This is a genomic window from Duodenibacillus massiliensis (assembly GCF_900128485.1).
GTDB lineage: Bacteria > Pseudomonadota > Gammaproteobacteria > Burkholderiales > Burkholderiaceae_F > Duodenibacillus > Duodenibacillus massiliensis.
In genome coordinates this window covers 987-24,712 of record NZ_LT635857.1, presented here as the reverse complement: position 1 = coordinate 24,712, position 23,726 = coordinate 987, and the positions used below count along the sequence as shown (strand labels likewise).

Sequence of the window (23,726 nt, the reverse complement as noted above, 5' to 3'; positions counted from 1 at the left end):
AAATATAGGTGCTGACGAGCATGAGTTAACCCTAGGTCTTTAGATGTGAAAAGAAAAACCATACGAGTGGTTGATGCCTGAGTGTTGTCAGATGGTAACGCTGTTTATGGAATAAATGGCGAATTTATAGGTATTTCAGGACCTCTTTGATAGGATACGCGAAAGAGTACGGGGATCGCGGAATACTTAAGCTCGCTGTGATGACCGTACTCTGAGCGTATCGTTCCTTTGATATTGACCCAGCTTATTCATGTCGGGAATGTTTTTAAAACAGGAAACAATTATGTTTAAGAAATCTCTCACTGCTGTCGCCGTTCTCGGCGCTTTTGCCGGCGCTGCCATGGCTTCTCAGGTTACGATGTACGGTGTTGTCGACACTGGTCTGATGTACACGTACAACGACGTCGCTGATGGTAATCCGGCTACCGATCTCGAAGTGAACAAGCTCGCTCTTAACAGCGGTATCAACGCCGCCAGCCGCTTCGGCCTCAAGGGTACGGAAGATCTCGGCAATGGCCTGAAGATTGGCTTCAAGCTCGAAAACGGCTTCAAGGCGGATGATGGCACGTTCAAGACGGCCGGTCGTCTCTTCGACCGTGAAGCTTCTCTTTCCGTCTACTCCGACTTCGGTACGCTCTCCATGGGCCGCATGGGTGCCGTTGGTTCCAGCGCCGGTACGTATGACATCGTCTATCTGTTCGGCGACGCTTTTGACGGCGGCGACAACGAAGTCTTCGGTTTTGTGACCTCCGGCCGTGCCGACAACATGGTTACCTACCAGACCCCGAAGTTTGCCGGTGTGCAGGGCACGTTCCAGTACTCCTTCAATCAGGATGGTCAGGAAGGCAACAAGTCTTCTCTGAACAATCAGGTCTTCGCCGCTGCTGCTACGGGTGAATTCGGTGCTTTCAATGTGGTCGGCGCTTACGAATATACGAACCGTAGCGCTGCCGATCGTCAGATTGTTCGCAAGGATGCCCAGACTATTTACCTCGGCGGCAATTATGACTGCGGCTTTGCCAAGACCTTTGTCTTGGCTCAGTACTTCGAAGGTGCTAGCGCAGCTGCCGGCTTCGACATTAAGACTGAATTCAAGAACACTAGCGATGAATACGTTGCTTCTGCCAAGGGCCTGAAGGGCTACGGTCTCCATGTCGGCACTCAGGTTCCGGTGATGGCCGGTACCCTTACGGCAGCCGTCTACTACGTTGACGGCAAGCTTGAAGGCGTTAAGAATGCCGGTGAAACCGGTCCTCAGAAAGATAATGATGTTTCCTACATCGGCGCTTCCGCTCGCTATGTCTATGCTCTCAGCAAGCGCACCGAAGTTTATCTCGGCGGCGGTGTTGCTCAGGCCAAGATTGATGAATGGAATGACAATGATAGCGATCGTAAGACGTTTATCGGCCAGGCCTACACCGGTCTGACGCACCGCTTCTAATCGCGTTCATCATTGAATCCGCATGAGGAACAATCGGGATGATTGAAAAAGTCTCCTGATTAATAAAGAAACCCTCTGTAACATTGTTCACGGAGGGTTTCTTTTTCTTTAGAGTCTTGGTTGCATCAATTTTGAGTGGAAGTCTGTTTTGGTTTGTTGCTTGATATCGAACAACAAACCCAAGCAGATAGAGTATGCATGTTTGGCATCAACAGTCTTTCAGTGCAGGATGAAATGCCTGCGAACAGGTGTCAATGTGCAGAAGGGAATGGGTATGGTTTACGAAAAGGGTTTTGCGATTGTTGGCATTGGTTGCCGTTTCCCGGGCGGCGTAACCTCGCTTGAAGGTTTGTGGAATGTGCTGTCCGGCGGCAAGGATGTTGTGACATCCGTGCCGGGCGAGCGCTTTGATCTGGCACGGTACTGGCATCCTGATCGCAAGGCCTCCGGGCGCACCTGTTCCGTCAGTGCAGGCATTGTCGGCGACGTCAAGAAGTTTGACGCCGCCTTTTTCGGCATGAGTCCCAAGGAAGCTGAGGCGCTTGACCCTCAGCAGCGCATGATGCTCGAAATGGCTTGGGAGGCCTTTGAAGATGCGGGCATTGCTCCTTCGGAAGCAGCAGGCAGTAAGACGGCCGTTTATGTCGGTGCAGCTTCGACCGACATGGGCATCATTCATGCCGACGATCCGAGCATGACCGGTCCGTATGCCATGACCGGCACGTCGCTCTCGATCATTGCCAATCGCCTTTCGTATTTCTTCGATCTGCACGGTCCGAGCATGACCATCGATACGGCCTGCTCGTCGAGTCTTGTCGCGCTTCATGAGGCCTGCCGCGCCATGGAGGCTGAAAATCTTCCGATGGCTTTGGTGGGCGGCGTCAATGTTCTGCTCTCGCCCTTGTCGTTCGTGGGCTTTTCCAAGGCGCACATGCTGTCTGCGGACGGTCGATGCAAGGTCTTCGATGAGTCCGGAAACGGCTATGTCCGTTCTGAAGGCGGCGCGGTCATCCTCATCAAGCCTCTTGAAGCTGCCATTCGCGATCATGACGCCATTCACGCCGTCATTCGTGCGACGGGCGTCAATTCCGACGGACGTACGAGTGGTATTGCGCTCCCGAATGGTGCGGCGCAGAAGGCTCTGCTGGAATCGATCTATGAAGATGAGCGTATCGATCGCTCTCGTATTGCCTACGTCGAAGCCCATGGTACGGGCACCGCAGCGGGCGACCCGATTGAAACGAAGAGCATTGGCGAAGTTCTCGGTCACCACAATCCTGGCGAAGCACCGCTTCCCGTCGGTTCCGTGAAGGGCAACCTCGGCCATTTGGAAACGGGTTCTGGCATGGCCGGTCTGGCCAAAGTGCTCAATGTTTTCGAACATCGCGAGATCCCGGCCAACATTCAGCTGAAGAATCCCAATCCCAAGATCGACTTCAAGGGCCTGGGCATTCGCGTCCCGATCCAAAACGAACCGCTCCCGAAGGCGGAGGGCGGCAAGGGCGTGCTTGCCTGCGTGAATTCGTTCGGCTTCGGCGGCACAAATGCGCATGTCCTGCTTGAAGAAAAGCCGGCCATTGTGGATGCGGAGCCCGAGTTTGCCGACGGGGCCATTCTGCCTCTCATGATTTCCGCCCGAAGCATGGAAAGCCTGCAGGCTTTGTCGCGCATTTATTGCGACCGCCTTCAGGGCAAGGATGCCGCGTTCTTCAATCGCACGGCTTGTGCGAGCGCTCATCAGCGCGAGCGCCTTCCGTACATTCTTCTGGTCAATGCATCAACGTTGGAAGAAGTACTGGCTTCTTTGGCTTATTTTGCTGAGCATGGGGCTCTTCGCGACGATCTTCCTGCTGCGGTCGAACATATTTCCAATCCTCGCCAGGGAAAGACTGCATTCGTTTATTCCGGCAACGGTAGCCAGTGGGCCGGCATGGGGGCGGAGCTTCTTGCTAATTCTCTTCGCTTCGGTGAAGTCATTGACGAGATTGACGAGGCCTTCAGCCCGCTTTCCGGCTGGTCCATCCGCGCCTACATGACGCAGTCTGCAGACGCTTGGGCGCTCGATAAGACTGAAGTGGCTCAGCCGCTTCTCTTTGCCATTCAGGTCGGTCTCACCGTTCTTCTTCGTGAGAAGGGCGTCGAAACCGAAGCCGTTACCGGCCACAGCGTGGGCGAAGTGGCGGCCGCCTGGGCTTCCGGAGCACTGTCTCTGGCCGATGCGGCTAAGGTTATCTATGAGCGTTCCGCTCTGCAGGGCAAGATGCATGGCTCCGGCACAATGGCCGCTGCCAAGTGTTCTCAGGAGAAGCTCATGGAGCTTCTCGCCGACAAGCACGGTGTTGAAATCGCAGGCTGGAATGCGCCCGACAACTTTACTCTTTCGGGTGATGCCGACGAGATCGATGCTCTGAAGCCCCTCGTCAAGGAAGCGGGCGGCTTCTTCAAGCGTCTGCCGCTTGCATATGCCTTCCACAGCTCCCGCATGGAGCCGTTGGAAAGCGAAGTGCTTGCAACGCTTGCCGACCTTCAGCCTGTCGCTACCGAAGACATCCGCTTTGTTTCGAGTGTCACCGGAGAAGTGACGTCCGGTGAAATGCTCAAGGCCGACTACTGGTGGCGCAATGTGCGCATGCCGGTGCGCTTTGAAGCGGCCATTGACACGCTGATTGACGAAGGTTTCACGCGATTCATTGAAGTGGGTCCGCACGCCATTCTGGGCGGCTACATTCGCGCGACGGCGCAAAAGCATCAGGCCGATGTCAAGATCGGTCGCCTGATGCATCTATCCGGCGACTGGGCCGGCGTGCGTCGTCAATTCGCAGACGTGATGGCACTGGCGATTTCGACCGATGCCTGGCCCGAAGCCGTGCGTGACCGCACGCTTCCGCGCTATCCCTGGAACAAGAAGACGGTTTGGGCAACTTCTACGACGGAATCGTGGAAGCTCTTCGATAACAAGCCCGTCCATCCGCTTCTCGGCTATCCGGTACCGCATGCCGAACATCTGTGGGAGCAGACGGTTGATCTGCAGCTCACGCCGTGGCTTGCCGGTCATGAAATCGATGAAACGGTTCTCTTCCCGGCCGCAGGCTATTTGGAAATGGCCATCGAGTCCGCGCGACTTTCGATGAAGAACGTTCAGACCGTCGAGCTTGACAATATGGCCATTCTTCGTCCGATGGCCTTGTCCGAAGAATCCGCAAAGATTGTTCAGACTCGCGTGTCTCCTGCTGGCTTGCTTACGCTCACCTCGCGCGATCAGCTTTCGGCTGAAGAGCCGCTCCTGCATCTGGCAGGACGCTGCATCGCGTCCGACGCTGCCAAGCCCCAGGACGAGCCGTGGACGGCTCGTGTTGAAAAGGAAGGCTGTGGTTGCGATGTAGAAGCATTCTATCAGGCGCTGGCTGAGATCGGCCTTACGTACAAGGGTGCCTTCAAGCCCATTCAGTCCGCCTGGACTTTTGCCGGTGAAGACGGCATCGCTTCCGACGTTCTCGTTGAGCTTGCCTCTCGCGACGGCGCTGCAGACCGCGGCATGATTCTTTCGCCCGCCTTGGTTGACGGCGCGCTTCAGGGGCTCTTCTTTGTCCTCGCCGAACGTCTTCGCCATCAATTCAATGATGCCAAGTCGTCCTATCTGCCGAGCTGGTTCGGCCGTACGGTGGTTTGGTCTCAGGGCACCCCGGCCTGGGCTGAAATTCATCTCATTCAGGTCACGGAGCGTTCTGCCAAGACCCAGATTCTTCTTCGCAATGCCGATGGCGAGCCGCTCGCACGCTTTGAGGACGTTCGATTCCTGCGCGTGCATCACAAGTCGAAGCATATCGATCCGGCCTTCTATGCCGAACATTGGTTCAAGTGTCCCTCTGATCGCAAGGCCCTTGCCGGCGATGATGATGTTAAGACGCTCTCCGGCATGGTGGTTGAAGCTGCTCGCGGCTACGAATGGTCGGCCGACAAGGCGGCTGAAACCGAAGAGTTGCTCCATTGGCTCGTGCTCGCCTATGTCCGTGAAGCCGTTCGTGAATATGACACGTGGCTTCCGGAAGAATTCCTCTTCTCTGAAAGATTTGCACTGGAGACGCTCGACAATTGGCGCGCCTTCATGACGGATCTGCTCGTCTCAAACGGTCTGGCTCAGAACAACGATGGCATGATCATGGTGCCGGGCACGACCGATTGCCCGACGTCCGATGTGATCTATCGCACCTTGCTTTCGTCCGAACCGACGTGCTGGCCGCTTTTGACTGCGCTCGATACCGTCGGACGCCGTATTCCGGATCTCCTGACCGGGACGGTTAAGCTTGACGAACTCCTGCCGGAACGCAAGGGTGCGCTCAAGACCCTTTTCTCGCACATGCCTCAGCGTGCGCTTCTGACGTCTGCGCTCCGTCGCTGGATGGAAGGTCTTGACGGTCTGGCCAAGGTCCGCGAGCCCAAGGCGCGTCTGCGCGTACTCGTGGTCGGCGAAACCGGCGGCAGCTTCTATACGGAACTCCGTGCAAGCCTCTGCGAAGCAGCTCAGTGCACGTTCGTGATCGGCAACGAAGTTGCAGCCGATCGCGTCAAGGCCGTGTTCGAAAATGAAGTCGGCGTTGATGTCATGACGCTCGACGCCTGGCTCCGAGCAGACAAGTTCGCATCATATGACGTGGCTCTCCTGCCCGATGGTTTGGCATTCAATGAAAATGTGCCTGCCGTTCTTAAGAGCGTCTCCGATTCTCTTCTGACGAACGGTGTTGTGGCGCTTGTTGAAACGATGCCGCACGCGAGCATCAACCTTCTTGAAGGTGCCGACGAAAATTGGTGGCTCAACGGCGAGACCGGCGGCGTCTGCCGCTTGGCCTCTGCCGATGCCTGGCTCGAGACTCTCGAGCGTGCGGGCTTCAAGGCCGGCCGTGTCGACGAGGATGCTCTTGCGCTTGCCCCGCGCATGCTGATCGCCGGCGTCAAGACCACCGCTGTTGTTCAAAAGACCGAAGAGCGTGTTTCGATCCCGGTTCATGTTGTTGCCAAGCACTATGAAGCTGACAGCGCAACGGCGATGATGGTCAATGCACTCGAAACGGCTGTAGCCGCTCGTCTGCACAAGGATGATTCCTCCGAGATCCCGTTCGTAGTGACGGTGGTTGCCGATGACCGTGCCAGAGATGCCGATTACTGGACCGGTTTGAGTGAAAAGCTTGCTCAGGGTGAGCGTGTTGTTTCGCTTCTGGATCTTGATGACGAACTTCGCGTGCAAGAGGGTGCTGCCTTCCCGCATGACACCTTTGCCCTGATGCAGGGCTTGCAGGCTGCGGCCGCCAAGGGCGCTCTTGCAGAGGGCGTGGAGTTGGTGTCGCTCACCGCGGCCTTGCCCGAATTCAACGAAGCCTCTTCGCTCAAGGGGGCGGCGCTCGTCGGCATGACGCGTGTTTTCGCCAACGAGTGCCAGGCTGTTCATGCCGGTACGCTGAGTCTTCAGGATGAAACGGTTGCAACACTTGAGCGAGCGGCGGATATGCTTCTCAATGTGAAGCCCGATGATGTTGAAGGTCTGATTGCCCGCGGCGTGTGTTATCGTCGCTTTGTGTCACAGAGAATGCCGCAGGAAATGCGGGACGCCGGTAATTCCTCTGCGCGTACGGCCAAGGTTTTGGCATTCGACATGCCGGGCAGGCTCGACAATTTGTATTGGAAGGACGTGCCTGTTGCCGACGATGCTGAGCTTGGGGCTGATGAGGTTCGCATCTCCGTCAAGGCGACCGGTCTCAACTTCCGCGACGTTATGTGGGCGATGGGTCTTCTGCCTGAAGAAGCGCTCGAGAACGGCTTCTCCGGTCCTACCATGGGCTTGGAAGCTTCCGGTATCGTGACGGCAGTCGGCGCGAATGTGACGCACGTGGTGCCCGGTGATGCCGTTGTGGGCTTTGCTCCGGCATGTTTCGGCACCGTCATTACGACGAAATCCGAAGCTGTGGCCAAGATGCCTGCCGGCCTGAACTTTGCCGAGGCAGCATCGGTCCCGGTCGTCTTCTTCACCTCTTGGTATGCGATTTCTTATCTTGGCCGAGCACGCCGCGGCGAATCGATCCTGATTCATGGCGCCGCCGGCGGTGCCGGTTTGGCTGCCATTCAGATTGCCAACCTTCTCGGCCTCGAAGTGTATGCAACGGCTGGTTCGGAAACGAAGCGTGCTCTCCTGCGTCGCTTGGGCGTGAAGCATATCTACAACTCGCGTTCTCTCGCGTTTGCTGACGAAATTCGTCGTGACACGAACGGCCGCGGCGTCGATTTGGTGCTGAACTCCTTGGCCGGTGCGGCTGCGGAAAAGTCTCTTGGTTTGCTTGCGCCCTTCGGTCGATTCCTCGAATTCGGCAAGCGCGACTTCTATGCCGACTCTCCGATGTTCCTTCGTCCGTTCCGCCGCAATCTTTCCTACTTCGGCATCGACGTCGACCAAATGCTGGTCGACTGTCCGAAGCTTGCCGGCGAGCTCTTCGTTGAAGTGCTCAAACACTTCGAGAACGGCGACTTCCGTCCGCTCCCGATGACGCTCTTTGCACATGATCGCGTCCAGGAAGCCTTCCAGATGATGCAGCAGTCGCTCCACATCGGAAAGCTTGTCGTGACGTACGAAAACAATGCAGAAGCGTCTCATATTGCGTCCGGCGGCAATGTGGCGGTAAATGGCACGGTTGTCATCACGGGCGGTCTGGGTGGTCTCGGCCGCCGTGTGGCCGAACGCATGATCAATCGCGGCGCAAAGGCGCTGGTTCTTCTGTCGCGCTCCGGTGCCGCTACGGACGAGGCCAAGGCTTTTGTGAAGCGTCTGGAAGACACCGGCGTCACGGTTAAGACGCCGACCCTTGACATTACGGCAGGCGAAACCGCAACCTATCTCAAGGCTATGGATGATGTTCTAGCGGATCTCCCGCCGGTGTGCGGTGTTGTTCACGCTGCGGGCGTCCTGGCTGACGCTGCCTTTGCAAACCTCACGAACGAGTCGTGCGACAAGGTGTGGCGTCCGAAGGTGACGGGAGCCGAACGTTTGGCCGACTATCTGACGCTTCGCGGTCTGAAGCCTGAATTCTTTGTGATGTTCTCGTCCGCCACCGTGCTTCTGGGCAATCCCGGCCAGGCCAACTATGTGGCGGCCAACATGGCGCTTGAAGCCCTTGCTGACAAACTCCGCATCAAGGGCATGCCGGCCTATGTGATCGGTTGGGGTCCTGTTGGCGACGTCGGCATGCTGCTCGCTAATCCGCAGGCTCGTCGCCTCCTTGAAAACACGCTGGGCACGCCCGCTTTGGCCTCTGATGACGTTCTCAATGCAATGGAAACCGTCATTTCTTCTCGTGAACCGTCGTCGCATTTCTTTGCCATCGACTGGTCTCGTGTTCAGAAGCTCCCCGTGGTGCGTGAAGCCCGCTTTGAGGGGATTTGGAAGCGCATGGGACACAGTGCCGTTCAGTCTGTGTCCATGGCTGAGCTTCTCTCGGGCAAGTCTACTGAAGAAGGCGTGGCAACGCTTGCCGATCTCATCGCGCAGGAAGTGGCCAAGCTCATGGGCATCAGTGTGAAGGAACTGAATGTTCATCAGCCCATTTCCGACATCGGCATGGACTCGCTGATGGTGGTAGAACTGGCCGTTGCACTCGAAGAACGCATCGGCTTCAAGATCCCGGCTGTTTCCTTGTCGGGCGGGGCTACGATCCAGACCATGGCCGAGCGTTTCTGGCAGATGCTCAACAAGTCCAGCGAGGAAGAACAGGTACTCGATACTCTTGCCAGCCAGCACGGCGTCGAATTGTCCGGTGACATGAAGAAGGAAGTTTTGAAGGATGCTTCAGCCTAAGGCATCTGGGATAAGCGCTAAACAATCAAGTTGGGAAGAATGTAAATGGCAGTAGAGGACAGCAATCAGGGGAATAAGAATATCTTTGGCCTTTCTCAGGGCGATCGTTCGGCACTTCTCTTCCGCCTCAAGCGATCGGGAAGTGCTTCGGTAGAGGCAAAGAGCGGTCGTACGCTTGATGAAGTGCAGTGGCGCGCCGATCCTAAAATGACGAAGTTTGAGGAGTTCCCGGCTTACAAGCAGATCAAGATGGAGAGAAGCGTTGCTGAGCACGCAGGCATTCTCAATCCCTTCTTCCAGTGCCACGACGGCATTGCCAAGGCCGAAACCAAGATCAACGGAGAAACGTTCCTCAACTTCTCGACGTATGACTATCTGGATCTGAACGGTCATCCGGCCTTGGAAGAGGCCGCAGTGGATGCCTTGAAGCGCTGGGGCACGAGTGCATCCGCATCTCGTCTCGTGTCCGGCGAACGCCCGCCACATCGAAAGCTCGAGAAAACATTGGCGAGTATTTACGATGCTGAGGACTGCATTGCTTATGTTAGTGGCCATGCGACAAATGTTTCGACGATCGGCAAGCTGTTTGGCGCTCAGGATGTGATCTTTCATGATTCCCTGTCGCACAATTCCATCGTGATGGGTGCTCAGGCGTCCGGTGCAAAGCGGATCAGCTTTCCGCACAACGATATGGAGGCATTGGAACGTCTGCTTCGCGAACATCGCCCCAAGGCGCAGCGCGCGCTCATCGTGACGGAAGGTGTCTTCTCAATGGACGGCAATGTGGCGAATCTGCCCGAGCTCGTTCGTTTGAAGAAGGCCTGGGGATGCTTCCTCATGCTGGATGAGGCTCATTCTCTTGGTGTCCTAGGTAAAACCGGGCGCGGCACCGCGGAGCACTTCGGGATTGATCCTAAGGAAGTAGATCTGTGGATGGGCACTCTCTCCAAGACCTGCTGCGGCTGTGGCGGCTACATTGCAGGCTGTCGCGAGGTGGTGGAGCTTCTTAAATTTACGTCTCCCGGCTTTGTTTACAGCGTGGGCATATCGCCGGCTCTGGCGGCCGCTTCTGAACGAGCCGTCAAGATCATGCTTGCCGAACCCGAACGTGTCGCCAAGCTTCAGGCGGTGAGCCATGAATTTGTTCGCTATGCCAAGAGCAAGGGCCTTGATACCGGTTCTGCCGAGGGGTATGCGGTCGTACCGCTCATGCTGGGCAGTTCACTGCTCGCGGGCAAGCTAGCCTCGCGAATGTTTGCTCGCAAGGTCAACGTCATGCCTATCATCTATCCGGTGGTGGAGGAGGGCGCAGCACGTCTTCGTTTCTTCCTTTCGGCTGCGCACGATGTCGAACATGTTCATCGTGCAATTGACATTGTTTGCGAAGAACTGCCCAAGGCACGTGAAGACGTAGCTCGAATGTCAGGCAAGACTGAATAACGAACAAATTGTCCATGCCGGCTGAGACGATCGTCGTTGCAGTCGGATTTTTAGAGGGTGCTCAAATCGCAACCGGACTTATCTGGACCTAACTACCTGTAGAACAAAACGCCATGATTCATGTATTTTCTTCCGGCATTTCTAAGATTCAGAATCTGGAGGTTTTCCTACAGGATGAAATTCGGAAGTACGGAGAGCTGAAGTTTCACAGTGCATGGGAAATCCCGAAGGCGTCGTCTGGCGATTTGGTCATAGGTTGGGGACATAAGAAGACTGCCGAGAAAGCGCGTGCATTTGCCAAAAAACATGCGTTGCCATACTTTGCTTTGGAAGATGGGTTTCTTCGCTCGCTCAAGCTTGGCGTAGATGGTGAGCAACCTCTTTCGCTGTCTGTAGACCGTACCGGCGTGTATTACGATGCGTGTGAGCCCTCCGATTTGGAGGACATGCTGAACAATACGGGCTGGTGGACGTGGAATATCCAAAATGAAGCTCGTGCGGCCATTGAGCGCTTTAGGATCTACGATCTGTCCAAGTACAACAATGCGCCGTCCTTTTCTGCTGAAGATAAGGTCAAGCTTTACAACAAGGTCGGGGTGAAGCCGGGACAAAAGCTGATCTTGGTAGTCGATCAAACTGATGGCGATGCAAGTATTGCTCTAGGCAAGGCTAGCAAGGAATCATTTCAGGCTATGTTGTCTGCGGCATTGGCAGAACCAGATGCGGTCGTGGTTGTCAAGACGCATCCTGACGTCTTGAGCGGCAAGAAGCGAAGCTGTTTCGGGACTCTGCCGCCCAATGTTTGTGTCATTTCGGAAAACTATGCGCCTCTCTCTTTTCTGGACGCTTTCGACGAAGTTTATGTAGTCACATCGCAGATGGGTTTTGAGGCCCTGCTGATGGGCAAGGTTGTGCATACGTTCGGCGTTCCTTTCTATGCAGGTTGGGGACTCACGGTTGATCACGGTGATGTGCCTGCGCGTCGCACAGGCCGTCCGTCACGTGAACAAATGTTCGCTTCGGCCTATATTAAGCTATGCAGATATGTGAATCCGGTTACACGGACCAGAATTTCTTTGACAGAAGCCATTGACATTATGGCCGCAAGGCGTCTGGCCAATGAGGAAAACCGTCGGAATTACATTGCCGTAGGATTTCGTCGCTGGAAGTGGCCGCATGTGAAGGCATTTGCTTCGTCTACCGGTGGAACGATTGAGTTTGAAAGTGATTTGGATGCCGGCTTTCAAAAGGCGGCTCAAGAAGGTAAAACCGTGCTTATCTGGGCGGGCAAGGCTACGGATAAAGTGGTTGAACAATGTACTAAGCTTGGTGTGCCGCTTATTCGTATGGAAGATGGCTTCCTGCGCTCCGTAGGCTTGGGCGTGGATTACCACTATCCGTTTTCTTTGGCTTTGGATGACTGCGGTATTTATTACGATCCGGCAAGACCTTCTCGTATGACGCATATCTTGGCCGAAATTAAACAGCATCCGGATTTGCCGCGACTGTTGGATAGAAGCGACAACCTTCTTAAGCTGATCGTAGACAATGGACTTAGCAAATACAACACGCCGTCAGATCCGGAAGTTGTAAAAAAACTCCAGAAATTGCCTCGCAATAAAACTGTGGTTTTGGTCCCGGGCCAGGTAGATGGGGATGCCTCGGTAAGGCGCGGCGGTGGAACTATTCAGTCCACTGAGCAGTTGCTCAAGGCTGTAAGGAAAGCCAATCCGGAAGCTTTCATTGTCTTCAGGCCTCATCCTGATGTGGTGACAGGCAATCGAGAAGGAACTATTACAGCTGAGACTGTCAGGACATGTACAAATCTTATTGTGACATCGGGCAGTCTGAATGACTTCTGGCCATATGTCGATGAAGTGCATACGTTGACCAGTCTGTCAGGGTTTGAGGCACTTTTGCGTCACAAGAAGGTTGTAACGTATGGCAAGCCTTTCTATGCCGGTTGGGGCTTGACAACTGATTATTCAGCGGAAAAACGTATGGATATAGCGTTAACCCTTGGGGAGTTGATCGCGGGTGCTATGATACTGTATCCGAAATATTGGGATTGGAAGACATCATGCGTCTGCCGTCCGGAGGACGTCTGTTATCGCATTTTGAGAAAAGAACAACCTGAAGTCGGTTTGTGGATCAAAGTCTGCCGCATTGCAAAGGTGGTGCACAGGGTATTGTCTCGAAAGTAGCAGATTCGTCTTTAACAGCAAAGGTTAGAAATGAAATCCAAAATGATTATTGCGATGACTGCCTTTACTGCAGTCATGTTGACGGGGTGTCAGGCTCCAAGAGGGTTGCAGCATGAGGTCTCTGCACCTCAAGTTGTTGTAGACAAACAACAGTCTGAAGAGCTCCAGCAATTTGCGCAAACACTTGTTAAGCAGTTGTCAGGCAATGCCGTAGTTCAAGAAGCGACCCCTTTTGGTCTGGCACAGATTTCAAAGGAGCGCGAGTATGTAAACGGTCTGGGTGAACAATGTCACCGCTTCAGCATTACGACTGAAAGCGATCGTCATTATGTAGCCGTTTGCCGTGGTAAAGATCAGGATTGGCGCTATGTCGAGTTGGTGCACTGAGGCTCCCACGTTCTGGAATGATTTGCGTCGCGGGGCAATCGTCCAGGCGCGTGTAATTTCAGCACTGATGTTGCGCGAAATCCATACGATTAATGGCAACAGCAAGCTAGGTTATCTCTGGGTGTTGATTCAGAGTGTTTTTGGTATTAGCGTTTTCTGGGGTGTACGACATTTCATGGGCGCCGGGCAGGCTCCGCATGGCATGGGGATGGCAATGTTCCTTGCAATTGGTTTTGGTATTTGGAATATCTTTTCAAATACCATTAGTCGTTGCTTGACGGCGGTAAGTGGCAATAAAGGTTTGCTGACTTTTCCTCAAGTGACTGAACTGGATGTCATGATTGCCAGAACTCTGGTGACGTCGGCAACCCAGATTTTGGTGACCGCTATGATTATTTGTGCGGGAACACTGGTTCTGGGTGAACCATTTATGTTGGGAAGTCTTCCTTTGCTGCTGACGCTGGTAGTTTTGGTGCCGCTTCAGTCATTGGGGTTTGGCATGGTTCTATCGTCACTCGCTGTCTTTGTCCCTGCCATAGAAAAGGTGGTGCCGATGGTTTTGCGCATCCTCTTTTTTGTTTCCGGTGTCTTTTTTTCGATTTCTGTTTTCAGTCAGTCAGTAGCCGATTGTTTATTGTGGAATCCTGTTTTGCATGCTGTTGAGCTTTGTAGAGAGGCCTTGCATGCACCCTATGCTGTTCCAGGTGTCAGTCTGACTTACTTTGGCTTAACAACTTTGACAGTATGCGCTCTGGGGGGATTCCTTGAGCGCTATGTTCGTAGCCGTAGGAACAATTGATGATCGAATTACAAAATGTCTGCAAACGTTATCGTGTCAAGAACGGTTGGCATACGGTGCTCGATAACGTCAATCTACGCTTTGAGGAAGGCAAAAGCATGGGCATACTCGGCGTAAACGGTGCCGGTAAGTCGACGATGATCCGGATTATTGGCGGAGCTGAACAGCCTGATTCCGGACGCGTTATTCGAACATCTCGCGTGTCCTGGCCGATTGGGTTCAGTGGTTGCTTTCACGGTTCCCTTACCGGGCGTGAAAATTTGCGCTTTGTTTCTCGTGTTTACGGCGCAGATATTCGAAAGGTTACGGATTACGTCGAAGATTTTGCAGAACTCGGCGATTACATGGACATGCCTATCAATACTTATTCTTCCGGCATGCGTAGCAAGTTGGCGTTCGGGTTGTCCATGGCGATCGGATTCGACTTCTATCTAATTGACGAAGCTTATTCTGTAGGTGACGCTGCTTTCAAAAAAAAGGCGGATCTTGCTTTAAAAGAAAAAGCAGCTACTTCCACTCTGATTTTTGTTTCTCACAGCATGGCGGCCGTCAAACAGAACTGTGTGTGCGGTGCGGTGCTCAATGCCGGTCAGTTGGTTTATTACCCTGATGTCAACCAGGCTATTAAGGAATATACGGATATTTGCAATGCAAAACGATGACAAAAAAGAAGTGCCGATGGTGACTTCTGTCCCTGAAGCCAATCGGATGCCTGAGACTGTAGGTTCTTCCGCTGCTGGAGAACCGAAACTGTACAAACTTAAGAATTGGTGGCGTCGTCGTAGCGTTTTCGAGAAGGAATTCTGCAGTTTTGTTGCGCTGCCGACGTTGCTGACTTTCGGATACTTCGCCCTGATTGCCTCGCCGATGTATGTTTCGGAAACGCAGTTTGCAGTCAAGGATGTTGTTGAACAAGGTGCCGGCATCGATATTGCGTCACAAATTTTCAAAACTTCCTCTTCATCTGTACAGAATGCTCGAATTGTGGAGGCATATCTTCAGTCCCCGGATCTCTTCAATGCTTTGGATCGTGAACTAAAGGTAGTCGATCATTATTCTTCAAGCTCTCATGACTTGATTTCTCGATTGTCAAAAGAGCCGACAGTTTGGGATAAGGAGTTTTTTTGGTCTCGTGTTTCTCAACCGAAGCTTGACGTTGACAGTGGAATTGTGACTTTCAATGTTCGTGCTTATGACCCGAAAATGGCTCAGAGCATTGCACAGGCTGCGCTGAAGGCTAGTGAAGCCCTTGTCAACGAGATGAATGAGCGTTCTCGTAACGATTCGATAAAGTTGGCATCGAATGAGGTGAAGGTTGCTCAACAGCGTGTGACCAAAGCTCAGAAGGCTTTGGAATCTTTCCGAGATGAGCATCGTGAGTTGGATCCTAAGGCAACAGCTTCGGGCCTGCAGACCTTGGTGTTCGAACTGGAAGGAGAGCGGTCTAAAGTCAATGCTCAACTTGAAGAAGCCCGCTCTTATATGCGTACCGATGCCCCTATGGTTAGAAGCCTTGAAAAGCGTTTGGCTGCGGTAGAAGCCCAACTTCAGGCAGAGAAAGCGCGGATTGCCGGTAATGAGAAAATGGCTGTGCCTTTGAATGCATGGGTTTCTCAATATGAAAATCTGATGCTGGAAAGCGAGTTTGCACAGAAGCAATTGATTTCTGCCATGACAGCACTAGAACAGGCACGTGCAATGGCTTTGGCTAAAACTCAATATGTTGTGCCGATTCAGCAGCCGACGTTTCCGGATGAGTCTCGTTATCCGCGAACTTGGATCTTCACGCTTTGTGCTTTCTTCGGATTCTTTTTCTTGTATGGAATGGTACGATTGATTATTGCTTCCATTCGTGAACACGCTGGTTTCTAATTATCAGAGTTAAAATGCAGTTCAATACCTTGAAAATCACAGTGATGGGAGCCATCCTTTCGACGACAATGTCGAGCCTGGTTGCCGCAGCCGAAACCGCCGCAGCGTATCCGTCTGTTCTCGGTCAAAGTTCTAATCCTACCCCGTCCAGTCTGGGGATGCCCGCGACAGCATCGGCGATGCCGATGGCAACAATGATGGGGCCAAATGGTACGCAGTTGAGCGGCAGTCTTTCTTCTAATGACTATCGTCGTACGACTCTTCCAACCACAAATGTAGCCGCACCGGCTTGGGCTCAGGGACCTCTGTCTAATGCGACTTCGGTTGTGTTGCGACCATTTGCATCCAATCTGTTTGAAGGAAGATTTGCTGGGACGTTCAGCGACATGACGTCCTCTGATTACATTCTTGCCCCCGGAGATCGCGTGGTTGTTCGCATTTGGGGTGCTCGCAGTTATGATGATGTTCTAGTTGTTGATCAGCAAGGGAATCTCTTCCTGCCGGAAGTTGGTCCTATTCATGTTGCCGGGTTGCGTCAGGCGAGTCTTCTTTCTACGGTGAAGCAGGCGATTGGTCGAGTATTTACCGATAACGTCCAGGTTTATGTAAATCTGCAAAGTGCTCAACCCGTTGCTGTTTATGTGACAGGGTTTGTTAATAGTCCGGGTCGTTATGCTGGCGGATCTCTTGATTCGATAATGTCTTTTATTGATCGAGCAGGGGGCATTGATGCTACACGTGGAAGTTATCGCCATATCGAGGTGATTCGCAACAAAAAGGTTGTAGAAAAGATTGACCTATATCGCTTTGCATTTGAAGGGACAGTTCCGAACCTTCGCTTGAAGAACGGCGATGTCATTCTAGTCAAGAAGAAGGGTATTTCTGTATCTGCTTATGGGTTGTTGCGCGAACAGGCTGCGTATGAATTTTCGAAGCCGGCTGTAGCCAAGGGTGCGGGACTTATAGAATTGGCGACGCCAGAACGTAATGTTTCCCATGTAAGCGTCACAGGTACAAGGAATCAGTCTCCATTCAACCGGTATTTTTCTCTTAACGAGTTCAAATCCTTTTCTTTGGCTGATGGCGATATTGTTGAATTTGTAGCTGACAAGCCGGGCGAGACAATAATGGCGACGGTGGAAGGGGCTATTACTGGAGCATCTCGCTACCCGATTCTTAAGACAACGAAACTCCGTGATTTGCTTCGCCAAATTGAGGTAGAGCCGGAACTTGCTGCAACTGATGCAATTTATCTACGTCGTAAGAGCGTAGCTCGAGATCAGAAGGCTGTCATTCAGGATTCACTACGTCGTCTAGAACAGACGGCGTTGACGGCAACTTCTAGCACCCCGGAAGAAGCTCAAATTCGTGTTAAGGAGGCCGAATTAATTCAGGATTTCGTTAAACGTGCGTCTTTGCTTGAACCTGATGGTGTTGTGGTGATTTCTAGACGTGGTCAGGTCTCAGATTTGTGGCTTGAGGACGGAGATGAGCTTGTCATTCCTCAGAAATCTAACGTAGTTATGGTGACTGGTGAAGTTGTGCTTCCCAAGGCTGTTGCCTATGAGAACGGAATGACACTGGATGATTATTTGGCGGCAGCTGGCGGTGTGTCGGCTAGAGCCAATGAAAAACAGATTTTGGTAGCTAAACAAAATGGTGAAGTAGGGTTGGCAGATAGTCTTGGTATTGAACCGGGGGATCGTATTATAGTTCTCTCGAAGGTAGATACAAAAGGAATGCTTATTGCCAAAAATATAATGCAAATTATATACCAAATTGCTGTGGCAACCAAGGTGGCTATTGATCTCTAATGTAATAGATAATGATCATGAAAAGGTTTACCATTGTAATTTCTGCAAATAATGCTGGGCAGAAGATCATATCGTGTGTTGAGGATATAAAAAAAGGCACCTATGATTTAAAAAGAGTGGAACTGATCATTGTCAATAATGGATCCATAGATAGTACACGTAAAGCTGTAGATGCATTGAAAAAAGCCAACCCTTCGCTAACAATTAAGCTTATAGATAAAAACAATTGTGGCGTTTCATCTGTAAAAAATATTGCCACGAAAACGGCCGAAGGGGAATTTATTCTTTTCGTTGATTACGAGGATCGTCTTGCTCATAACTGCTTGGAAAAACTGGATGCATTTATAAGAGAGAACAACGTCTTCCTTACAGTGATTAATGAAAAAAACACTATCCGTAGCACCAAAGGTTTTTGGAAAGGTTGCTTTAATGGGTCTGGTATATATGATATTAATGAATTCTGCTATGGAGCTGTAACAGCGGTAAATTATTGCCTGAAGAATTGTAAGGACAACAATCTACTGTTTGATGAACAGTTCCTTATTTATGAAATTGAGGATCATTTTGCAAGAAATGCTTTATCTGTTGGAAAATATGGGTATTGCGAAGAAGCCGTTTATGTTCGGAATGATAAAAATGGCAAAGAACTTGCTGCTGGGTCATACTGTTTTCCGCAGAGCATGGAGTTCTACCATAGAATAATTAAAATTTCAAAAGAAAGATATGGTTTTGTTTGTGAGTATGCTCAGGCTCTAATTGTTAATGATTTAAGTAGTAAATTGCGAGGTAACTACTTTCAGTCTGAGCCAAATGATTTCTGGCAGAAGCAGAAAGATCAAATAAAAACAATATTGGCATATATAAAACCGTCTTTGCTTTTAGAACATCCACAAGTAGATAAGTTTCACAAACATTTCTTTTTAAAGTTGTCTGGCATGATTCCGCAGATATATTTTTTAGGCCAGAAGATCATGTTTGAATTAGATGGTTATAAGGAGCATGTAAAACAAAATGAGCTGTACATATCTGCTATCAAAGTTCGAAATGGAAAGATAAGGATTTCTGGATTTTATAAAACATTTTTGACCGAGTATGTCGATCACAAAGACGTTAGGGTTTATGCTTTGATCGGAAATCAAATGATTGAATGTGTGCAGCGATATACTTATTTCTCACATCATCGATCAAAAATTGAGACAAATAACTTTATAGGTTGGGATATCGAAGTTGGTTATGATTTTACAACGCTAGCTTTTTTTGTATCGGTATATGGACGATTATATAAGGTTAACCGATTTTCTTTCAAAGATTACAGAGATAACAAAGATCTTAAAATAAATCTTGGGGACTATTCGCTGTCCTTTGACAAAAAAGAAGGGCGGTTTAGCTTGTCTAGCATCGCTATATTTGATTATGTAAAAAATAAAGATTGGAAACTTATTCCTAGCTTCTTAGTGGCGATCTCTATTTGTTTGAGAAAAATAAAGAGGATAAATATTTATAATGATCGGGAGGGTGTTTTCGGTAATTCATTCGTCCAGTTTATAAAAGATTATAAGAAAAATGATGGGGTTGATAGATATTATGTTTGCTTCTCTATTTCGGACAAACGAACATTGATGGAAAAGCATAATATCAAGGAAGATGCCCTTCTGGACTATCGATCAATAAAGCATCAAATTTTGTTTTTGGCGTCAAGGCAAATTTTTACTTCTATTGTTGATGCGGCAATATATCAACCGATAAAGCCTGCGCGCTACAAGAATTTTTACGCAGAAATGAGTTTACGGGAAATTATTTTTATGCAGCGTGACGTATGCCGTACTAAGAAGCTTCACTACGCCGCTGAGTTTCTTGATATTGACAAAGTTGTAATCTCAAGTGTTAGGGAAGGAATATATTTTAAAGAACTAGGCTTTATTGATTCGCAACTGATAAAAACTTGGTCTTGAATTACAAGCTGTTTTGATAAATTATCGTAGGGTTTAGAAAAACATTAAAGCTGACTGACTTAAATGTCTCTTCTATCTTATTTTTTTTAGATTGTTTCTAAGGACTAATATGATTTTAAATGGGTTTAACTTCGTTGAAGATAAAATCATTCTGTCGTTCCAAAACGAAAGACGCCGTGAAGTTTGTCTGTTGAGGGTTTATGATTATGACTATCAAGTTATGGTCACTCGTAGAGATATTCAAATAACCCCTAATGGAAAGGCAATATTTCCTATTTCTTATCTCTTAGGCGATCAGTTTCATGATGGTGTTAAATATGTGCTTAATGTTCAGGAAGATCATGAAATCAAATGTGGAAAAGTTTTCAGATTAAATGCTGCATTCGATATATACATTTATGTTGCTGATAATAAGAAAATCACCTTTGAACTTAAGTCAACAAAACAACGATGTGAACTAGTTGGTATTCTTGATTCAGAGCATGAAATTTCATTTGAATTTTCTGGGTTGTCTGGAGCTCAAATGACGAAATTACTCTTGAAAAGAAGAGTGGCGAATAAGTTTTGGCAATATCATGATTGTCAATATGCATTTGATCTTAATTGTACTTCAATCAGCTTAGATAAGCGGATATTGAATCAGTTTTTCTTAACGAGGCCTCAAAGTTTATGGGATTTTTTCATACGTAATGAATTTCCCGATGGCTCATTTTTTGATTCTTACGTCTACCATGAGGGGTGCTCGCTAACGTTTAACGGAATTCGTATTTATGTTGGGTTTGGAAAAACGCTTATTTTGAGGAAACTCTCTACTGATATAGTTCAAAGCTTTGTTTTAGATGAATACAAAGAGACGGAAGAAAAAATTCAAATTGGTATTTCCTGCGTTTTGAAGTCGCAATTTAATCGTGATTCAATCAAATCGGATGAAACTGAATTGATAATATGTTCGCAAAAGAACTTTGAAGAGCTAAACTATCAACAACGGCAAAGTGTGAGATTTACTCCGACTGTTCAAGATGGCGAAAAAATGATGTTTGAATTGCCAATAGGCAATTTTCTTTCAAATAAATATGGTCCGATTATTGATGATATTCAAGCTCGGGAAAATCTACAGTTCTTCATCCGCTCTAATGGGAATTGCTATCCGGTCACAGTAATGGGGGGGCTAAATACTATACAGAGTACTTATCTTCCTGTTAATTCAAGACTACAAGGTCGGATTTATATAAAAGATCAAAAGCTATATCTTTACACTCATACGGGTAGCTTTCACGATTCGCGAAAGATAGAGGTTGCGGTTTTTGGAACGTGTTTTACTAGAAACATATTTAGGAGTACTTCATTTTTTAATGAGAATTATAAGATTTGGTATTCCTGTGGGTTTACACAATTCCATTCTACTTTGATTTCCTTGGCCTCTAAGCCGTATTATGGGCTAGATCAAAAGCTTATAAATATGGAGAGGGTGGCTAAGAAATATTTAGAGTTAGATTTTCATAAGAACTATGTAGAGCATCTTAAATCTACTCAACCAAAGTATATCCTGATTGATCTTTACTGTGATGCTACGATTCCGACATTGTTACTGGGCGAGTCCTATATTTCGATAAACCTTTATAATCGTTATTCTTCTATATTAGATGGTTTTGAAAATAAAGCAATGCTCCGACAATCTAATTGGGAGGAATATTTCCGGGTTTGGAAGAGGTCGATGAAAATCTTTATTTCAAGCCTAAAGGAACTCGTACCTGAAAAAAACATCATATTGGTTAGATCAAGGTTTGCGTTAGATTATAAGGATGCTGATGGTTCTATCAAGAAATTTTCAAACCAGTGGAAAATTTTAAAAGATAATCTTGTTTGGGATCGTCTTGAGGAATCTTTGCTAATGGAATTTACTGGGATTAGGACAATTGACATGAGAGAATGTCATTTAGTGGCAGATAAGCATAGCCCTCTAGGTTTTTCACCGAGTCATTTTGAGTCTGAATATTATAATCAATGTCTAATAAAGTTTAATGGAATTGTTCTAGAGGATTTAATAAGGGATCAACAATCTCGGACTTTCGAGTTGTAGACCGCCGTCGAAAACTCCTGAAGTCGTTGTAGCACTCCCAAAATCTCGTAGCGCGACGCTGTATACGTGAATTCTGCTCCTCGTTATACTGTGCTGCTTCAAACTGAAGGTTGAGACACACCGACTCGGTCGAAGATAGACAGTTGCTTCTGAGTGGCTTCAGAGAGACGAGGTGCCACTCCTGGTCCAGAAATCATCTGGATGTTCATAAGTTCATGAAGCAGAGAGTTGACCGAATAGTTTTGGTAAAGGTGAGGCATGCGCTCGTCGTTCACTGTTTTCTCGCTTTCCATTTCGTAGGACAGTGTGGCAAGCATTGTCAGCGCAATCAAATACCCCAGAATCTCGGACCGGCTGGCTGTATAACCAGCCGGTTCGTCATTGTGCGCTCGGCATGAGCGCGTTCTAACGGGTGAAAGTCCCGAGTGCAGGGGGTAGCACCAAGCACATAGCCAAGAGCAAGGGGGGCCGCCGCAAGGCGGAATCTGAAGGAAGCTGGAGGCAAACCACTGACCTGACGTACAGAAACTGCATAAGGTATTCGAAGATGGGTAAGTCTGCAAAAGGGTGTGTGCAGATTTTTGTGTCTAGCGCGGGTTTACGGTTGAGCTTGTTGGCTCGCTAACAGGGGTATTTAACCCCAGGTGCTTCGGGGCTGTCAAGCCCCAATTTTTCTATCAGAGGTTATGCGATGATTCAGGGTACGACGGCGGCATGGGAGGGCTGCATGGCCGCCCCCATGGGGCGGCCATGCAGCGGCGCGCCGCTACCGGAAAAATCGCAGTTTCGTCTCCTTAAGTTGTAACACTGCAACTGCTATGCTGAAACACTGTTTCAGTACTCCGCGGCAATCAAGCCTGCCCAGCGGCAAATCGCTCACCGTACATGGCTGCAAACACCGGCATGGCTTCACTCAAAGCACGAACAGGCAACTTCCATTTTTCCATAATGCGCTGAAGTGCCAAGTAAATCAGCTTCTTGGCGGATTCTTCATGCGGAAACATGGTTCGAGTTTTGATTACCTTCCGAACGCCACGGTTGAGAGCCTCAATACTGTTGGTCGTATACAACAACTTCCGAATCGACCGGGGAAAGTTGAAGAAGGGTATCACCTGTGCCCAGACAGAGCGCCAACTCTGCGCTACATGCGGGTAACGTTTGCCCATAGGGCTATTTTCAAAGGCCGCCAAGGCCGCCAACGCCTCTTCGGGGGTATTGGCCTGGTAAATGGGCTTTAAGCCGGCCATTACAGCCTTTCGATCCTTGTGGCTGACGAAGGCTGTAGAGGCACGGATGAGATGGACAATGCAGGTTTGATGTTGCGTCTGGGGAAATACGGCTTCAATGGCTTGTGTCATACCCTTGAGGCCGTCTGCGGTGAATGTCAAGTGAGCTTTCGCCGATTTTGTTCTTAAAAAGTAGGTTGTAGTCTGAGCTCAGTGAGGGCTTTGCCCTCTCCGCCTTCGGCGGATTCCTCCAGAGTTTTTTTGGCCCGTAGAAAAACCTTTGATGCAACTGTGCAGCACCGCTACGGCGTTACCGTTGAGAAACACCTTTTCTCCGGAGATAAGCACAAGCGTTATTTCCACCTGTATTTCAGTCCGTCAAAGATGGCCGCTGAGCGAGACCGGGTAGAAAAGAAAATAGCCGGAATGGCTGCAACGCTGAAATCCCTGGAAGGCCAAAAAGTCGAGCTGCCGAAAGAGTATCTCAACTACTTTCACTGCCACTTTATGAAAGGCAAGACCAAGGATGAGGCAAAGACGTTCCTGTACGCCGAGGAGAAAGAGTCGGTTGTGCAGCGTGAACTCGATCTGTGCGGTTACTTTGCCATCATCACCTCAGAGACCATGTCTGCTGAGCAGGTCTACATCCTTTACAAGGGCCGGGATGCATCGGA

General features: G+C 49.8%; 12 protein-coding genes and 1 pseudogene. 12 read left to right on the top strand and 1 reads right to left on the bottom strand.

Translation table 11 applies throughout. The features are described from left to right. The first annotated feature begins 283 nt into the window (after positions 1-283). From BQ7486_RS01820 to BQ7486_RS01770, 11 genes are all read left to right on the top strand, one after another. Positions 284-1,441 carry a porin gene (locus tag BQ7486_RS01820; RefSeq protein WP_074008750.1) on the top strand — a complete coding sequence of 386 codons (1,158 nt, stop codon included), beginning with the start codon at positions 284-286 and terminating at the stop codon, positions 1,439-1,441. A gap of 274 nt (positions 1,442-1,715) precedes the next feature. After that, positions 1,716-9,278, top strand: coding sequence for a type I polyketide synthase (locus tag BQ7486_RS01815; protein WP_162272217.1), 7,563 nt, complete (start codon positions 1,716-1,718; stop codon positions 9,276-9,278). 45 nt (positions 9,279-9,323) lie between these two features. After that, a complete protein-coding gene (locus BQ7486_RS01810; protein ID WP_074008748.1) occupies positions 9,324-10,718 on the top strand; it encodes an aminotransferase class I/II-fold pyridoxal phosphate-dependent enzyme in 1,395 nt (464 codons plus the stop codon). Positions 10,719-10,831: 113 nt separating this feature from the next. After that, positions 10,832-12,922 (top strand): capsular polysaccharide biosynthesis protein, encoded by a 2,091-nt coding sequence (locus BQ7486_RS01805; protein ID WP_074008747.1) that lies wholly within the window; start codon positions 10,832-10,834, stop codon positions 12,920-12,922. A gap of 30 nt (positions 12,923-12,952) precedes the next feature. Next, complete coding sequence (locus BQ7486_RS01800) at positions 12,953-13,309, top strand: DVU3141 family protein (protein ID WP_074008746.1); 357 nt, start codon at positions 12,953-12,955, stop codon at positions 13,307-13,309. 22 nt (positions 13,310-13,331) lie between these two features. Beyond that, positions 13,332-14,108, top strand: a complete 777-nt coding sequence (locus BQ7486_RS01795) for an ABC transporter permease (protein ID WP_204206974.1) — start codon at positions 13,332-13,334, stop codon at positions 14,106-14,108. Further along, positions 14,108-14,770, top strand: coding sequence for an ABC transporter ATP-binding protein (locus BQ7486_RS01790; protein WP_074008744.1), 663 nt, complete (start codon positions 14,108-14,110; stop codon positions 14,768-14,770). The genes BQ7486_RS01795 and BQ7486_RS01790 overlap by 1 nt, the downstream gene beginning before the upstream one ends. Next, positions 14,757-15,980, top strand: coding sequence for a KpsE/RkpR family capsule polysaccharide export protein (locus BQ7486_RS01785; protein WP_084765547.1), 1,224 nt, complete (start codon positions 14,757-14,759; stop codon positions 15,978-15,980). Before BQ7486_RS01790 ends, BQ7486_RS01785 begins: the two co-directional genes overlap by 14 nt. A gap of 14 nt (positions 15,981-15,994) precedes the next feature. Then, positions 15,995-17,794, top strand: coding sequence for a polysaccharide biosynthesis/export family protein (locus tag BQ7486_RS01780; RefSeq protein ID WP_074008743.1), 1,800 nt, complete (start codon positions 15,995-15,997; stop codon positions 17,792-17,794). 17 nt (positions 17,795-17,811) lie between these two features. Continuing rightward, a complete protein-coding gene (locus BQ7486_RS01775; protein WP_162272216.1) occupies positions 17,812-19,746 on the top strand; it encodes a glycosyltransferase family 2 protein in 1,935 nt (644 codons plus the stop codon). A gap of 109 nt (positions 19,747-19,855) precedes the next feature. Continuing rightward, the gene (locus BQ7486_RS01770; RefSeq protein WP_074008741.1) at positions 19,856-21,826 is read left to right on the top strand and encodes a DUF6270 domain-containing protein; all 1,971 of its coding nucleotides are present in this window, start codon (positions 19,856-19,858) and stop codon (positions 21,824-21,826) included. 851 nt (positions 21,827-22,677) lie between these two features. On the opposite strand, the pseudogene BQ7486_RS01760 reads toward BQ7486_RS01770, so the two are convergent. Beyond that, positions 22,678-23,235 (bottom strand): annotated as a pseudogene (locus BQ7486_RS01760) (IS256 family transposase); the annotation flags it as partial. A gap of 243 nt (positions 23,236-23,478) precedes the next feature. Between BQ7486_RS01760 and BQ7486_RS12020 the strand changes: the two are divergent. Next, the coding region (locus BQ7486_RS12020; protein ID WP_204206973.1) for a hypothetical protein at positions 23,479-23,726 on the top strand (248 nt) is incomplete at its 3' end.

Excerpts from the sequence above, each read along its gene's own strand:
- BQ7486_RS01810 (WP_074008748.1), top strand. The coding sequence starts at position 9,324 with ATGGCAGTAGAGGACAGCAATCAGGGGAATAAGAATATCTTTGGCCTT.
- BQ7486_RS01815 (WP_162272217.1), top strand. The coding sequence starts at position 1,716 with ATGGTTTACGAAAAGGGTTTTGCGATTGTTGGCATTGGTTGCCGTTTC.
- BQ7486_RS01805 (WP_074008747.1), top strand. The coding sequence starts at position 10,832 with ATGATTCATGTATTTTCTTCCGGCATTTCTAAGATTCAGAATCTGGAG.
- BQ7486_RS01780 (WP_074008743.1), top strand. The coding sequence starts at position 15,995 with ATGCAGTTCAATACCTTGAAAATCACAGTGATGGGAGCCATCCTTTCG.
- BQ7486_RS01790 (WP_074008744.1), top strand. The coding sequence starts at position 14,108 with ATGATCGAATTACAAAATGTCTGCAAACGTTATCGTGTCAAGAACGGT.
- BQ7486_RS01770 (WP_074008741.1), top strand. The coding sequence starts at position 19,856 with ATGATTTTAAATGGGTTTAACTTCGTTGAAGATAAAATCATTCTGTCG.
- BQ7486_RS01820 (WP_074008750.1), top strand. The coding sequence starts at position 284 with ATGTTTAAGAAATCTCTCACTGCTGTCGCCGTTCTCGGCGCTTTTGCC.
- BQ7486_RS01775 (WP_162272216.1), top strand. The coding sequence starts at position 17,812 with ATGAAAAGGTTTACCATTGTAATTTCTGCAAATAATGCTGGGCAGAAG.
- BQ7486_RS01800 (WP_074008746.1), top strand. The coding sequence starts at position 12,953 with ATGAAATCCAAAATGATTATTGCGATGACTGCCTTTACTGCAGTCATG.
- BQ7486_RS01785 (WP_084765547.1), top strand. The coding sequence starts at position 14,757 with ATGCAAAACGATGACAAAAAAGAAGTGCCGATGGTGACTTCTGTCCCT.